Here is a 16106-nt window from a genome sequence, read left to right on the forward strand (position 1 = left end):
GCCATCAGACTCGCTCGAAAGCGAATCCAACCCGCACACATCATCGCATGGTCACTTTGGCGTAGAGCTCACCAGGCCGCCGCCCAGCGCGCGCACTTCAAAACAAAAAGACAACTGTAATGCTAGGGCGATACGTGCTGAATGCTTCAGGCAGGCCAATGAGGCGGCAAGAGCCCAAGTGGGCATGCTTCTGCTAATCCCGCTGCCACTGCCGAAGGAAACGCTGTTGGCGCAGACGCCTACTACTCGTGCATCCGTAGAAACGGACTCCGAAGGTAAACACACCCTCGGCGAGGATCGGTCTCACCTGCATCCACTTGCGCTTGGACAGCCGAAATGTCCCCGAGCGCGAGATACTCACGCAGGTCCGGCAGATCCTCGACGAGGACTGCCCTGCTCCGCTTCAATCCGCTTCAGTTCATCAGCAACCCTCAGACGGCTAAGCGGCAACGCATAAGCACTTGCCGTGCAAGCTATTGCGACCGCCGTCGTCTGAACCAGTTGCCATCGTTTGAGTGATGCTGCACTGCATGAGTCCGCATGCGGCCCAAAAACGGACATGCAGGGAATTTCGGCCGAACTTCTGAGACGGCATTCTGTTTTCGCTACGGCCTGCTTCGCTTCGGACGCAACGACGATTTCGATGCTTGGCCCGCGACAGAACGACCCGACGGGCAAATCACTCGAAAGTCTGTCCACCCTTGCAGCGAAAAATATTCCGCTTTCGCCGTCGGGCAAATCAGTGATTTAACTCCGCGCGTCTCACCCAAGATGAGGGGCGGCTCGCGATCGTCACGAACGTTGCGGTGAGATGCGGTGGACGTCGGTGTGGCGATAGACGAACGCAACATTGGCGGACGGCGAAGTCGTGTGGTCCTGGCGCCCCGACGCTGGCGCTAAGTTTTTCGCGCGAAGAAGTTCGCGCTTGAGATGACGGTGGCAAGAAAGCCCGGTCACCGGGGAGAGCACGAAATAAGCCGTAACACCATCGCGCAGGGAAAGCCGGAATGCTTCGGTTGAACCTGTGGTCCTACCCCCGTGCTTTTTGTTGCACGGGACCCATGGGTGCAACCGGCACCCGGCTTTCCCTGCGCCCTCTACTCAAGGAGAGGGTGAAACGAGACGCAAAGCTCGGACGCCAAGCGCCGCGAGAACGCGGGCCCACATCCTCTCCTTAAACTCCACCGTCGTGCCCCGCGCAGGCGGGGCATCCGCCTTCGCGGACGATGACAGCGGAGAAGCTGTTTGAAATTCAAATCAGACCTACACTGCGGGTGCGGCTATGCATCTTCGGCAGAACCGCCGGCGCGGGGTCGTTCCGGCACAGGCAGCCGCGTTGGCCTGTTTTCCTAACTCTGACAGGCAGTTGTGCGAGCGCATAAGACTACCCTGCAGAGCGATATGCATTTTGTGCCAAGTATTCGCGCAGTTGCCCACAGGTAATACTGGCCCTACAATACAACCGAGATTTCGCGGCGCCTCGGATCTCGAATCGACTTGATGGCGTTACCTGCTCTTCTTTTGCGACCGAAATCGCTCTTCCCGATTCCCTGTGTCTCCTTGCTGTAAGCCTAGTTGACCCGAGTGATTAGTAGTTCTGTTTTCGGGGGAGAACAGAAATGGCGTGGAGTAGAGTTTTTGATTTATCTGATCCGTCGCAGTGCAAGGCAGTTATTTGGTCCGCGGATATCGAACTTTTTCCGACCGCGAAAGGAAGCTTTCATGCCGAAATTGCGCAGATCGGCATAAACAGGCTTCTGGTGCAACGATATCGAGTGTCGCTGCCACAGGTTAACACCGTCGCGGTCAGGCCAGGCCGCAGATCAATTGGCTTTCTTGCCGAGCCCAATGGAACAGCCTTCCTGCACTGTGGCCTGGAGGTCTTGGCCAGCGATATCGTCGTGAACAGGTCCGACGTCGTACATCAACGATCTGGCGCAAACCTCCACTATGGCACGATCTCTCTTGCGGCTGATGACTTTGATGCTGCTGCCGAGGCAGTACTCGGTCGCGAGTTTGTCGAAATGCCGCAGAAACGAGTTATCCGCCCGCATTCTGCGGCGATGCTCCGACTGCTGAAACTGCACAAGAGCGTTGGGCTGCTCGCTCATGACATGCCGGATGTTCTCGAAATCCCGGAAGTGGGGCGGGCACTGGAGAATGAGCTCACTTATGTGATGGTGAGGTGCGTTGCCGAAGGTGCTGCTGCAGAGTCGAGAACTGGTAGCCGTCGCCACGACGCCATCGTCGCGCGTTTTGAAGAATTCCTGGAGGCCAACCCCGACCGGCCGCTTTATCTTGCGGAAATCTGCGCGGGGATTGGCGTCGCGGAGCGCACGCTCCGCGCCTCCTGCGAAGAGCATTTGGGAATGGGGCCGATCCGTTATCTCACCCTGCGCCGAATGCACCTCGTACACCGCGCGCTCCTGGGCTCGGACCATTCAAAGAGAACCGTCACCCAGATTGTCACCGACCACGGTTTTTGGGAACTCGGCCGCTTTTCGGTTGCCTACCGCACACTGTTTGGCGAGGCGCCATCGCGTACCTTGCGGCGATCGGTCGAGCTGCCCGAAACGCGTCTCAATCGCCCAACATCGCTTGCAGCCACAAACTTGCGGGCAGCTTGAGCCAGACAGGGACTTATTACAATGTCGTGGGCAAGAGTTCTTAGATTTACCGACCCGTTTCCCTGTCAGGCGGCCGTTCAAGCTACTGATGTTGAGATACTCCCTACAACGAAGGGAGATTTTTGGGCCGAGATTACACAGATCGGCATGACCAAACTTTGGATGCAGCGTTTCACTATATCTTTGCCGCAAATCAGCAACGTTGCGTGCAAACCCGACCGGCGATCGATCCTCTTTCTCACCGAATCCAATTCGTCCCCACTACAGCACTGCGGCCAGGAAGTCTTGCCTGGTGACATCATCATTAACAGAACTGACGTTGCACATCATCGATCCGGCCATGATTATCATTTAGGAGCGATGTCCCTCCCGACCGATGAATTCGACGCCGCGGTCGAAGCGATAGCCGGCGGTGGTTTCAGCAAGCGGCTGGACGAGCGTAGCGTTCACCCGAATCCTGCGTTGATGTCGCGGCTGATGAAGCTGCACAAGGTGGTCGGACAACTCGCCCATGAAACTCCCGATGTACTCGCAATACCGGAAGTGCTTCGTGCCCTCGAAAGCGAACTGGTGTATGTCATGGTCCGGTGCCTCGCGGAAGGCGTCGTGCTGGAAACGACCATGGGCGACCGTCGCCATGACGCGATCGTCGCGCGGTTCGAGGCGTTTTTGGAGGCCAATCCCGACCGCCCACTTTATCTCACGGAGATCTGCGCGGCGGTTGGTGTCGCCGAACGCACCCTTCGCGCCTCCTGTGAGGAACATTTGGGCATGGGACCGATCCGTTATCTCACCTTGCGCCGAATGCATCTCGTGCGGCAGGCGCTCTTGAGGTCGGACCCATCAACGGCAACTGTGACGCAAATCGTCACCGACCACGGCTTTTGGGAACTGGGGCGCTTTTCAGTTGCCTACCGAATGTTTTTCGGAGAATCGCCATCATGCACCTTGCGGCGCCCGCCGGCGGACCCGAGGGTTCGTCTCGACCGCCCATCAACCATTGCTTTTGCCGGGCCCGGCCTCGCCTGAACCGGATGCGCGTGATCGCAAACGCGCGGTCGCCTGCGAAAAAACCGTGACGCTACGCGCGGTCTTTCCACTGAGGGGACACCCATGGTCGCAGCACCTGGTCGAGACTATCGGCCGGCTTGCCGGATTTGCATATTCTTCACATTCCACCCCCACCATCGACCTTCCGAACCCGCATAGCCGACAGCGGCCGACTGCTTGATGCTGCCTCCGTCGATGAGACCGGACCGTCCACCGGTCCGATGGGACGGCGCAAATGGCAGAAGGCGCAACACTCACGTTTGGCGACGCCGACGGCTATGCCGCAGGATTCGGCGATGCACGTATCAATCTGACGATAACGGGTGCCGGCGATTTCGAGGCGCGGTTAACACGGTTGAGATTGAACCATCTGGAATTGTGTCGGTGCCGCGAAATCCTTCCGCGCATCGCATATATTTCGCTGCCCCCCGAACGGATATTCCTTTCTTTTCCGGTCGGTACCGCGTCCCTCGTGTCCGACGGGCTTGTCTTGCGGAACGGCGACATGGTTTTGCACGGTCGTGGCGAGAGCACCCATCAGCGCTCCCACGGCGCATCCCAATGGGGCTTGATAGCCTTATCGCCGGACCAATTAAGGACTTGCAGCAAGGCCTTGACTGGACGGGAAATCGCGCCGCCGCCCGTGAGCAGAATGCTCCACCCTGCCCGCGCGGATATATCAAGATTTCGTCTTCTCTTCAGAGAAGCTTGCTACCTTGCAGAGGCTGGACGGAAACTGATCGAGCGTCCCGAGGTAGCAAGAGCGCTGGAGCAGGAATTGCTTCACGCGATCATCAATTGTCTGACCGCCGACGACATCGACAACAACAACTCCAAGGCAAGACACCATCACGCCGCCGTCATGCGTCGTTTCGAAGATGGCCTAAGCAAACGCATCGATCAAAGACTCAAAATGCCCGCGCTTTGTGCCGAGATCGGCGTACCGGAGCGCAGCCTGCGGATGTGTTGCGCGAAGTTCCTCGGCGTAAGCCCCGCACGATATCTCTTGTTGCGACGATTGAATCAGGCGCGTTCGGCACTGCGACGTGCCGATCCTTCGATGGCCACGGTCGCGGAGGTCGCGCGAAATCATCAATTCCTGGAGCTTGGGCGCTTTGCGGTGACGTATCGCACCACCTTCGGCGAATCGCCTTCCGTCACGCTGCAACGCGATCCGTAATCCGCCGAAAGCGCATAGTCAGCCCTGCGAAGCCAACACTAGCTTCAGCCTCGTATACGACCAGGCTTAATCTGCCGAATGTGCATAGCGCATTCAGGGCGCTTCGCCCAATTTGCCGTCGCAAAGCGTCCGACCGATTGCCGGTTGCGATCTCGCATGAATCGGCAAAGCCAAGTTGTCGGCGGGTGGAGGTGGGCGAAGGCTGCGGCCCGGGCTTTCGGCAGCCGCCAATTAAGGAAGCAACCATGAGCATGTACCGACCAATTTCGGGCGCTCTTGTCTTGGCGTGTGCCGCCATGACAATGGCAAGCATTCCTGCCTCCGCCCAGCAGGGACAAAAACCCAACATCCTCTTCATCATGGGCGACGACATCGGCTGGATGCAGCCAAGCATCTATCACCGCGGCCTGATGGTCGGCGAAACGCCGAGTATCGATCGCATCGGCAACGAGGGTGCCATCTTCATGGACTACGTCGCGATGCAGAGCTGCACCTCCGGCCGCAATGCGTTCTTCACTGGCATGTATCCGCTGCGCACCGGCATGATCCCGCCACAGCTCCCGGGGAGCCCGTCCTACCTGCGGCCCGGCACGCCGGCCCTCGCCCAGTTCCTGTTCGATCTCGGCTACACCACCGGCGAATTCGGCAAGAACCATCTCGGCGACCACACCGATGCCCTGCCGACGGCACACGGCTTCCAGGAATACTGGGGCTATCTCTACCATCTCGACGCGATGCAGCAGGTCAGCTTCCCTGACATCAACAAGACGCCGCTGCAGCAGACCGTGGCGCCACCCTGCAAGAATACGCCGATCCCGGGCGTGCCCGAAGTGCCCGGCGCGGTGGACCCCAAGACCACGCTGTGCCTCACGCCCCCGCGCAACATCCTGTCGTGCAAGTCCTCAGACGGCACGAGCAAGAATCAGATGTGCAGCGACGAAGGGCCGTTGACCCTGGATCGCTCGCGGACCGTGGACGAGGAGATTTCAGAGAAGGTCGTCGATTTCCTCGATCGCAATGACCCGAAGAAGACCGGCAAGCCATTCTTTGTCTGGTACAACCCGGCGCGCATGCACGTCGTCACCGTGCTGCCGCCGAAATACGAGGCCATGGTCGGCGAGCGCGGCGGCAAGGACTGGGGACTCAACGAAGCCGGCATGAAGCAGATGGACGACAATATCGGCGGCGTCCTCAAGAAGCTCGACGACATGGGTCAGGCCAACAATACGATCGTTGTATTCACGACCGATAATGGTGCTGAGGCGATCTCCTTCCCGGACGGCGGCGTGACCCCGTTTAAGGGCCAGAAGGGCGAGGCCTGGGAAGGCGGCTATCGCGCACCTATGGTGATCAAATGGCCCGGTGTCATCAAGCCAGGCACGGTCAAGAACCAACTGTTCGCCGCGCTCGACTGGGTTCCCACGTTGGTCGACGTCGCCGGCGGACCCAAGGGCGACGAACTGAAGCAGCAGATCGAGGCAGGGCGGTACCCCGGCATCGTCAAGACGACGCTCGATGGCGTCGACCAGCGCGAGTACCTCGAAGGCAAGTCCGACAAGTCGGCGCGGGACTACTTCTTCTACTTCTCGGGCGCAACGCCGTCGGCGGTGCGCTACAAGAATTGGAAGATGTACTACACCATGTCGCAGCCCGGGCCGGCCGGCTGGATCATGCCGCTCATCCCCTTCCACTTCACTTTGGTCCAGAACATCAAGCGTGATCCCTTCGAGCAGGCTGTCGGCGTTGACCAGAAGACGGCCATGAGCACGGGCGGCGTGCTCGGCGCCCCGGCGACCGCCTTCCAGTACGACTGGAACATGCTGCCGATCGGTCAGCGGTTGTGGCTGGAGCACCTGTCCAGCTACGAGAAGTTCCCGCCGCTGCAGGCCCCGGAGAGCTACAACCTCAGCCAGATCCTTGAGGAGGTCAAGAAGGCCAACTCCCGCGCCGCGAGCGACTAGCCGCGTGAAGCGAGCATGACCTGAATATGCGGACGCCCCACAGGGCGTCCGCCCACCACAGGCGAAGCGATGAACGCGCTTCCCATGCAACCCCTCCGAGAGAACGTCAACCGATCCATGCGTTTGGGCAGCAACAGCCAAGGAGTTGCTCATGACCATGAAGAATACCACGAGTCCAATCGATCACGCCTTCCTGCTTGTGCCGGCGCAAGCGATCGTGGCCCAGAACATCGCAAGCTTCCGCGAATTCCCGCCGCGCCAACGGCCCGGCAGCTTCTCGGTCGAACAGGCAATGGAGAAGCTACGGCTCTCCCACCCTCGTCGAACTAGGAGGTGATCATGCCGTCTCTGTTGCACTGTCAGACGAACCGCCGCGTTCTGCTTTCGATCTTGACGCTGTTGCCTGCCTTGTCCAGTCCGCTTCTGACGGTCCCGGTATTGGCACAAACAACGTCTCAGAATCCGTTGCCTTCATGGAACGATGGGGCCGCGAAACAGGCGATCCTCGACTTCGTGCGCGTCACAACCGACACTGCGAGCCCCAACCACGTGCCAACAGAGGATCGGATTGCCGTCTTTGATCAGGACGGCACGCTCTGGGTCGAGCATCCGATGTACACGCAAGTGGTCTACTGTCTGGAGCGTGTCCCGGCAGTGGTCGAAAAAAAGCCGGAGCTCAAGGACGTCGCGCCATTCAAGACCGTGCTTTCGAGCGACCGGGAGGCGATCGCCAAGCTTTCCTTGACGGACCTCGAGGAAATCCTCGCCGCAACGCTGACCGGCATGTCAGTGGACGAGTTCAACGCCGAAGCCAAGAAGTGGATTGGAACCGCGCGGCATCCGCGCTGGAAGCGCCCCTATACCGAGCTCGTTTATCAGCCGATGCTCGAGGTCCTGCGATTCCTGCGCGACAACGGCTTCAAGACCTTTATCGTGACCGGTGGAGGGCAAGACTTCGTGCGTGTATACGCCCAACAGGTCTATGGCATCCCGCCTGAGCAGGTGGTCGGTACCGCGGGCGGAACGAAATATGGCTACGGCAAGGACGGCAAACCGTTCCTGACCAAGGAACCGAAGCTCATCCTGAACGACGACAACGCGGGCAAGCCAGAAGGGATTCACCTCATGATCGGGCGCCGGCCGTATGCGGCGTTCGGCAACTCGACGGGCGATCGCGAGATGCTGGAGTGGACCGGTGCAGGTAATGGTACGCGGCTGAAGATGCTGGTGCTGCATGACGATGCCGCCCGCGAATACGCCTACGGCCCGGCGCAAAGTCTGCCGGACACCAAGGTCGGCACTTTCACTCCCGCGCTTTATGACGAGGCCAAGAAGGACGGCTGGACAGTGATCAGCATGAAAAACGATTGGAAGCGAGTGTTTCCGTTCGAGCACTAGCGCCGATTCTGAAGGGAGCGCGGCAGGCGATGAACCGACTCAGCCGGCAACGCCGCGACAAACATTTTGCCGAATCTGCATAGCGTGGGACAGCATCAGAGGATTTGCTGGAATTCGCCCTTAGCCTGCAGCGGATAGCAATTCGTGGCGCGCAGCGACAATAGAGCAGATAAGAACCAGAGGCCACCGACGCGCGCCGCCACGTTGATGGCGATGGCAGTCCTCGTATTGGGTGGCGCTGCACTCCTGTTTGCCATCAACAGCGGTGTCATCCTGCCTGCAACTTTTCGTTCAAGCGAGGTGGCTCCTGCTGCCGTCTTTGTCGGCAGTGAAGCCTGCGCCGGGTGCCACCAGGCCGAAACCGCGTTATGGAAGGAGTCCCAGCACAAGCATGCCATGCAGCACGCCACCGTCGCTTCCGTGTTTGGGAATTTCGATGATGCCAGTTTCGATTATTTCGGCGTCCATTCGCGGTTCTTCAAAAAGGACAACAAATTCTTCGTCGAGACCGATGGTCCTGACGGCAAGCTTGCGAGCTTCGAGGTCAAATACACCTTCGGCATTGATCCGCTCCAGCAATATCTGATCGAATTCCCGGATGGCCGCCTGCAGGCGCTCTCAATCGCCTGGGATAGCCGGCCGAAGGACAAGGGCGGGCAACGCTGGTTTCATCTCTACCCCAATGAGGAGATCAAGCACGACGACGTGCTGCACTGGACCAAGCTCAATCAGAACTGGAATTTCATGTGTGCGGAGTGCCATTCAACCGGCGTCCGGAAGAACTACGACGTGGCCGAAGATCGCTTCCGCACGACGTGGACGGAGATCAGCGTCGGCTGCGAGGCATGCCACGGCAAAGGCTCGCGGCACGTCGATTGGGCCCACAGCCAACGCAGTTGGTTTGGGAAAGACGATGACCCGCGCAAAGGGTTAGCCGTCTTGCTGAACGAGCGAGATGGCATTACCTGGCACCCCGATCCGAAGACCGGCAACCCGCAACGCAGCATCGCCCCTGCGGTGACACGCAGGGAGGTCGAGACCTGCGGATTGTGCCACGCCCGACGCGGTGAATTTTCGGAAGATTGGGTACCAGGACAACCATTGTCCGACACGCATGCCGTTTCCCTCCTTGCTGCTGCCCTGTATCACGCGGACGGGCAGATGCTCGACGAGGTGTACAATTACGGCCCGTTCAAGCAGAGCAAGATGTTCGCAGCCGGCGTGACCTGCAGCGATTGCCATGAACCCCATGCAGCCAAGCTCCGCGCTCCAGGCGATGGCGTTTGCCTGCAATGCCATGCCGCCGACAAATATGAAGTTGCCTCACATCATCGCCACGAAGGCGTTACGCCGGCCGTGGCTTGCGCGTCATGCCACATGCCCGTCAGCACCTACATGGTGGTCGACAAGCGGCACGACCACAGCCTTCGAATTCCGAGGCCAGATCTCTCCGTGAAGCTCGGCACCCCCAATGCCTGCAACAACTGTCATGGCGACAAATCCGCACAATGGGCCGCCGACGCGATCGAGCGCTGGCACGGGCCGGTCCGAAAAGGCTTTCAGAATTACGCCGAGGCCTTCCAGGCTTCCTGGACCGACCGCGCCGACGCTGCCACGCTGCTGGCTGTGGTGGCGGCCAGTCCCACCGCGCCGGTAATCGCGCGTGCGAGCGCGCTTAGCGAACTTCATTCGCGGGTCTCGCCCGCGAATATCGAGCTCGCGCGCAAGGGGTTGGCCGATCCCGATCCGATGGTGCGGGTCGCAGCGCTTGACATGCTCGACGGCCTTCCGGGCGAGCGAATCTGGCCGCTGGTCTCGCCGCTTCTTGCCGATCCAAGCCGCGGCGTTCGCATCAGGGCGGTGTCGATCTTGGCCGCCGTCCCGACCGCAGCCCAGCCGCCGGCGGACCGTGCAGCCTTCGAGCGGGCCACTGCCGAGTTCATTGCGGCGCAGCGTCTCAACGCGGACCGCCCCGAAGCCCGATCGACCCTCGGAAACTTCTATGCGCGGCGCGGACTGGCAGCCGATGCAGAGAGCGAATACAAGGCAGCCCTGCGGCTCAGTCCGCAATATGCGCCTACAGCGATCAATCTGGCGGACCTTTATCGGCAGCTTGGCCGGGATGGCGACGGAGAAAGTGTTCTGAGAACAGCGATCACGTCCTCACGCGAGGATGCCGGCTTGCATCACGCCCTCGGGCTCAACCTGACGCGGCAGAAACGGCCGAACGACGCGCTTGGCGAATTCCGCACAGCCAGCGAGCTCGAACCTGACCGGTCGCGCTACGCCTATGTCTACGCCGTGGCGCTACATTCGTCAGGCCGCATTGGTGAATCGATTGAGGTCTTGAAGGCGAACCTGGCCCGCCATCCGGACGATCGCGACTCGCTGTCTGCCCTCGTCTCGTTCAGCCGCGACTCCGGCAACATTGGTGCCGCCCTCGAATACGCCGAGCGTCTCTCTCGCCTTCTCCCGAATGACCGTGAATTAGCCCGCCTCACCGACGATCTTCGCGCACGTTTGAAGTGACTTGACAGCTCTTTCCTGCCGATTTCGCATAGCGCTGCGGATTGCTTCTTTCAAAATCCTGCGCGCGTCTCGCCGGGCGCCAAAAGCCGCTCAGGTTGCGACGAGATCCTTCGTCGATCGACGCTGCCTTAACACGTCAGCATGACTTACCTAGCGCCACATCTCGCAAGTGGGTCGCCTTGGGCTTGCTGACTCTCAAAGGTGATGCGCCCCGAGCACCGGTGCGTGTCTGCTTGTGATGCCTGCGGGACTCGCAATTCCATCCGCTTGAGGATTATTTCGCTCGGCCATATGATGGCAGCAGCGACCGGCCGCTGTCTAACCACGAAGCCGTCCTCGCCAACATCGAAACAAGTCTAGAGGCTACGCACGAACGATTGTTTGCGTTCTTGCGCATTCGCTCGATCTCGCAGAGTCCGAACGAGAATTACAAACTGGAGCGACGATAACAACGATCGGAATGGCTGGAAGAACCAGGTGGGCCAACGAACAAGGAAGTGAGCCATGTCCACGTCTGGGTGTGCCGCCCGTTTGAACAGAATGCGTCGCATGCGGCAGACCGGACTGATGGTTTTGGTCGCTCCAATGCTGCTTGCCGGTTGCGAACGTGAGCCAGAAACAGCGGCTCCAGCAGTCCGTCCGGTTCGAACCATAACTGTTGAAAAGAGCAAAGCTGGAACACTACTCACGTTTACCGGCAGGATTGAAGCCGAGGACGAGGTTTCGCTTTCGTTCCGCATTGGTGGCCGACTTCTCGAGAACAACGGCAAGCTCGGAGATCGGGTGCAGCGCGGTCAGGTTGTTGCGCGCCTTGAATCGCAAAACGAGATGAACGGCCTGCGGCAGGCGCAGGCGGCCCTCGCAGCCGCCCAGGGGCAACTGGTTCAGGCCCGCAATCAATTCGAGCGTCAACAAACCCTCTTCGCGCAAGGCTGGACCACGAACGTCAACTTCGATCAGGCAAAACAAGCCCAGCAAACCGCTCAATCGCAGGTCGATGCGGCCGAGGCTCAACTCAAGATCGCGCATGATCAGGTGAGCTTCACCGAACTCAAGGCTGACGCTCCGGGTGTTTTGACGGCAACAGGTCCCGCCGCGGGTGAAGTCGTCCAGCCCGGACAAAGCATCGTCAGGGTTGCCCGCAAGGATGGCCGTGATGCCGTTTTCGACATCCCCGCCCAGGTCATCCGAACAGCGCCGAGCGATCCTGAAATCAGCGTGAGTCTGACCGACGATCGCGCGGTGACCGCGCAAGGCCGCATCCGCGAAGTCGCCCCGCAAGCCAATCCGGCAACACGAACCTTTGAAGTGAAGGTTGGCCTGACGGATCCCCCGCCGGCCATGCTTCTTGGCGCGACCGTGACCGGGCGCCTGCAAATGGAGGCCATTCCAATCATTGAAATCCCCGCCACGGCGCTAACGAGAGTAAATCAACAGCCCGCCGTGTGGGTCGTCGATCCCTCCAAGAATACCGTATCATTGCGAAACATCGACGTGCTGCGCTTCAACCAGGCGCTGGTAGCAGTTTCCCAAGGAATCGACACCGGAGAAATCGTGGTCACGGCAGGCGTGCAAGCCCTGCACCCGGGCCAGAAGATTCGCATACTCGGGTCGGGGTCGTCATGAGATTCAATCTTTCCGAATGGGCGCTGAATCACCGCTCGTTCGTCGCTTATCTCATGATCATCGCTGTCGTTGCCGGCGTTCTATCCTATTTCCGTCTTGGGCGCAGCGAGGATCCCACCTTCATCATCAAGACGATGGTTGTTCAGGCCGCATGGCCTGGAGCAACCTTCGAGGATACTCTCAAGCAAGTAACCGAACGACTTGAGCGCAGGCTGCAGGAAACGCCGCATCTCGACTTCCTGCGCAGCTATACCAAAGCCGGCATCACGACGATCTTCGTCAACTTGAAGGGCAGCACAAACGCGAAAGAGGTGGCCGACACCTGGTATCAGGTTCGCAAGAACGTCGGTGATATCAGGCATACGCTGCCAGCAGGCATCGTTGGGCCCGGCTTCAACGACGATTTCGGCGCTACGTTCGGGATCATCTACGGTTTTACGAGCGACGGGTTCACCCATCGCGAACTTCGCGATTACGTTGAAGACATCCGCTCGAAGCTGCTTCTTGTTCGTGACGTCTCGGAGATCGAACTGCTGGGTGCCCAGGACGAACGGATTTTCGTCGAGTTCTCGATAAAGGAACTCGCCGGCCTCGGCATCGACCGCTCGGCGCTCATCGCCGCCCTCCAGGCCCAAAACGTCGTACGTCCGGCCGGTACCATCCAGACCGGCGACGAGAGTCTTTCGCTGCAGGTTTCAGGTGCGTTTCGGACGGAGCAGGACGTCGCCAGCGTCAACTTCATCGCGGGCGGACGGACGCTCCGCCTGAGTGACATAGCGCAGGTGCGGCGCGGCTATTCCGATCCGCCCCAGCCCATGTTCCGCGTCAACGGCGAACCGGCGATCGGGCTTGCCATCGCCATGAGGGAGGGCGGAGATATTCTCGCCCTCGGCAGGAACATCAATCAGGCGATGGACCAGATCACGGCGGGCCTGCCGATAGGGATCCAGCCAATCCTCGTCGCCGATCAGGCCGTCACGGTCGATGGCGCGATCTCCGAGTTCATGACGTCGTTGTTGCAGGCGATTGCCATCATTCTCGTGATCAGCTTCATCAGTCTGGGCGTCCGCCCAGGGCTGATCATCGCGCTTTCGATTCCTTTGACGCTCGCCATCGTCTTTCCGATCATGCAGATGGCAGGCATCGACATGCAGAGGATATCGCTCGGCGCCCTCATCATCGCGCTGGCACTGCTCGTCGATGACGCGATGACCACCACCGACGCCACCCTCAACCGGCTCGCCGCGGGCGATGACAAGGTTGAAGCTGCGACATTCGCGTTCCGGACCTATGCATTCGCCATGCTCGCGGGAACGCTGGTAACCATCGCCGGATTTGTTCCCGTCGGCTTTGCCGCCAGCTCCGCGGGAGAGTACACGTTCTCGCTGTTTGCCGTCGTCAGCATCGCACTGCTCGTATCCTGGTTCGTGGCCGTCGTCTTCGCGCCACTGCTGGGCGTCGTCATTCTGAAACCGCCCCGGACCTCGCAAACCGCGAACCCCAGCAGAATCCTCTCTTGGTATCGAGGCTTTCTTACCGCCGCCATGCGGGCAAAATGGGTGACTATTCTTCTCACCGTGGCGCTCTTCGTTCTCTCCTATCTCGCCCTTCCGCTCATTCCCCGCCAATTCTTTCCGTCCTCCGATCGTCCGGAGCTTCTGGTCGATATCAGTCTGCCGCAAAATGCGTCGATCTATGCCAGCGAAGCGGCCGCGAAGCGCTTCGACGCGGCCCTGAAGGGCGATGCGGACGTAGCGCGCTGGAGTACCTATGTGGGACGTGGCGCCATTCGCTTCTATCTGCCGCTCAATGTCCAGTTGGCGAACGACTTTTTCACGCAAGTGGTGATCGTTGCGAAGGACGTCGCCGCGCGCGAGCGCCTTCGCGTCAAGCTTGAAAAATTCCTCGCCAATGAATTCCCGAGCGCGATTTCCCGGATCTCTCCGCTCGAACTCGGCCCGCCGGTCGGCTGGCCTGTGCAATATCGTGTAAGCGGCCCCGACATTGACCAGGTACGGGACATCTCGCTGAAGCTTGCCCAGATCGTCGCGGCCAACCCGCAAGCCGAGCAGGTCAATTTCGACTGGATCGGGCCGGCGCGTCAGCTCCGCATCCGTGTCGACCAGGACGAGGCGCGATCGCTGGGTCTGAGCTCGCAAGCCGTGGCGAGCGTCCTGAACACCGTGATTTCAGGCACGCCTGTCACACAGGTTCGCGACGACATCTATCTTGTCGACGTTCTCGTGCGAGCGACCGACGAACAGCGCGTCTCGCTGGCGAACCTGAGCACCTTGCAAGTGCCGCTGCCTAACGGGCGAACAGTTCCGCTCAACCAGTTCGCTACATTCGAATACAAGCAGGAATATCCATTGGTCTGGCGGCGCGATCGCGTACCTACGCTCACGGTGCAGGCCGATGTGGCGCCCGGGGCGCTTCCGGAAACCGTGATCAATGCGCTTGCGCCGGCGGTCGATACGCTCGCAAAAAACCTTCCCCGCGCTTATCGCATCGTCATGGGTGGAACCGTTGAAGAAAGCAAGTATTCGCAAGCTTCCGTCATCGCTGTTGTTCCGGTCATGCTGCTGCTGATGTTCACGGTCCTCATGGCCGAGTTGCAAAGCTTTCAGCGGCTATTCCTGGTCCTCAGCGTCGCGCCTCTCGGCTTGATCGGCGTTGTCGCGGCGCTTCTCGTGTCCCGCAGGCCGCTCGGCTTCGTCGCCATTCTTGGCATTCTGGCTTTGATCGGCATGATTACCAAGAACGCCGTGATCCTGATTGGCCAAATCGAAGCCGAACGCGCACGGGGAGAGAACGTCTGGTCAGCCGCAATCAATGCCAGCAGCTCTCGCTTCCGCCCAATCATGCTGACCGCCGTATCGACCGTTCTCGGCATGATCCCGATCGCTCCAACGGTGTTCTGGGGACCAATGGCCTTCGCGATCATGGGAGGATTGCTGGTCGCGACGATACTTACGCTTATCTTCCTTCCTACCTTGTATGTAGCTTGGTTCAAGGGAACTGAAAAATCAGCCGATCCGCAGAAGCCGGCGGGGATCGGCATTCCGAGGATCAACTCATAACACTGGGTTGCTGACAGTCGGGGTTGCTGACAATGGCGCCAAATCAGCCCGCAGTGAAACGACCGAGCGGTTTCCTTTGGCTATCGGTGCTCCTCACATTTATCTGGTTCGCGGCGAACTCGTCCTTCGCCGTTGGCGCGCTCGCGACCGGCGCGCTGATTTCCGTCGTTCTGGCCTACATGTTCACGCGCAAACCGGGCGCGTGGCGAGACGTCCGCTTATCCCCAGGGCGCCTCTATCATTTCGTTCTCTACACAGGCGTCTTTCTGGTCGAGCTGGTCCGTGCGAACATCAACATGATGCGCTACGTTTATGCCCCGCGCATCAATATCAGACCTGGCATCGTCAGGATCAGAACGAGACTCAAGACTCCGGTTGGACGTCTTGCGCTTGCCAACTCCATCGCGCTGACGCCCGGATCACTCGTTATCGACATCGACGGCGACAGCCTCTTCGTCCATTGGCTCGACGTCAAAACAACAGATCCGGACGAAGCGACCCGCGCCATTGCCGGTGCGTTCGAAGAACATGGTGCCGTCGCGAACTTGGTTGGAATTTGTCCGTCGCGAGTCTCCGGTGAACGGATGATATCTGCTCAGGCGGCAAGATCAACCGGCTGAGCAATGGGCTTGCTGGCGAGGGTCTGCCAGCCGTC

The 16106-nt window shown here is 59.8% G+C and carries 10 protein-coding genes; all 10 read left to right on the plus strand.

The genetic code is table 11. The features are described from left to right. The first annotated feature begins 1619 nt into the window (after window positions 1-1619). The 10 genes from ACZYOF_RS36020 (at window position 1620) to ACZYOF_RS36065 (ending at window position 16071) form a co-directional block, all read left to right on the plus strand. Window positions 1620-2627: an AraC family transcriptional regulator gene (locus tag ACZYOF_RS36020; protein ID WP_463718724.1), complete on the plus strand. Its 1008-nt coding sequence runs from the start codon at window positions 1620-1622 to the stop codon at window positions 2625-2627. A gap of 147 nt (window positions 2628-2774) precedes the next feature. After that, entirely contained in the window at window positions 2775-3656 is an 882-nt protein-coding gene (locus tag ACZYOF_RS36025; protein WP_463718725.1) for an AraC family transcriptional regulator, read from the plus strand. Between the two features lie 256 nt (window positions 3657-3912). Further along, a complete protein-coding gene (locus tag ACZYOF_RS36030) occupies window positions 3913-4857 on the plus strand; it encodes a helix-turn-helix transcriptional regulator (RefSeq protein WP_463718726.1) in 945 nt (314 codons plus the stop codon). A gap of 302 nt (window positions 4858-5159) precedes the next feature. After that, entirely contained in the window at window positions 5160-6818 is a 1659-nt protein-coding gene (locus ACZYOF_RS36035) for an arylsulfatase (protein WP_463718731.1), read from the plus strand. 151 nt (window positions 6819-6969) lie between these two features. Beyond that, complete coding sequence (locus tag ACZYOF_RS36040) at window positions 6970-7155, plus strand: hypothetical protein (RefSeq protein WP_282531059.1); 186 nt, start codon at window positions 6970-6972, stop codon at window positions 7153-7155. 53 nt (window positions 7156-7208) lie between these two features. Then, on the plus strand, window positions 7209-8216 hold the full coding sequence (locus ACZYOF_RS36045) for an HAD family hydrolase (RefSeq protein WP_463718727.1): 1008 nt from the start codon (window positions 7209-7211) through the stop codon (window positions 8214-8216). A gap of 207 nt (window positions 8217-8423) precedes the next feature. After that, the gene (locus tag ACZYOF_RS36050; RefSeq protein ID WP_463718732.1) at window positions 8424-10745 is read left to right on the plus strand and encodes a multiheme c-type cytochrome; all 2322 of its coding nucleotides are present in this window, start codon (window positions 8424-8426) and stop codon (window positions 10743-10745) included. 549 nt (window positions 10746-11294) lie between these two features. Next, window positions 11295-12371 carry an efflux RND transporter periplasmic adaptor subunit gene (locus tag ACZYOF_RS36055; protein WP_463718728.1) on the plus strand — a complete coding sequence of 359 codons (1077 nt, stop codon included), beginning with the start codon at window positions 11295-11297 and terminating at the stop codon, window positions 12369-12371. Continuing rightward, complete coding sequence (locus tag ACZYOF_RS36060; protein ID WP_463718729.1) at window positions 12368-15451, plus strand: efflux RND transporter permease subunit; 3084 nt, start codon at window positions 12368-12370, stop codon at window positions 15449-15451. The genes ACZYOF_RS36055 and ACZYOF_RS36060 overlap by 4 nt, the downstream gene beginning before the upstream one ends. A 32-nt stretch (window positions 15452-15483) precedes the next feature. Further along, window positions 15484-16071, plus strand: coding sequence for a Na+/H+ antiporter subunit E (locus tag ACZYOF_RS36065; protein WP_463718730.1), 588 nt, complete (start codon window positions 15484-15486; stop codon window positions 16069-16071). Window positions 16072-16106 lie beyond the last annotated feature (35 nt).

The sequence above is a fragment of the Bradyrhizobium sp. LeoA1Lang genome (assembly GCF_055413685.1).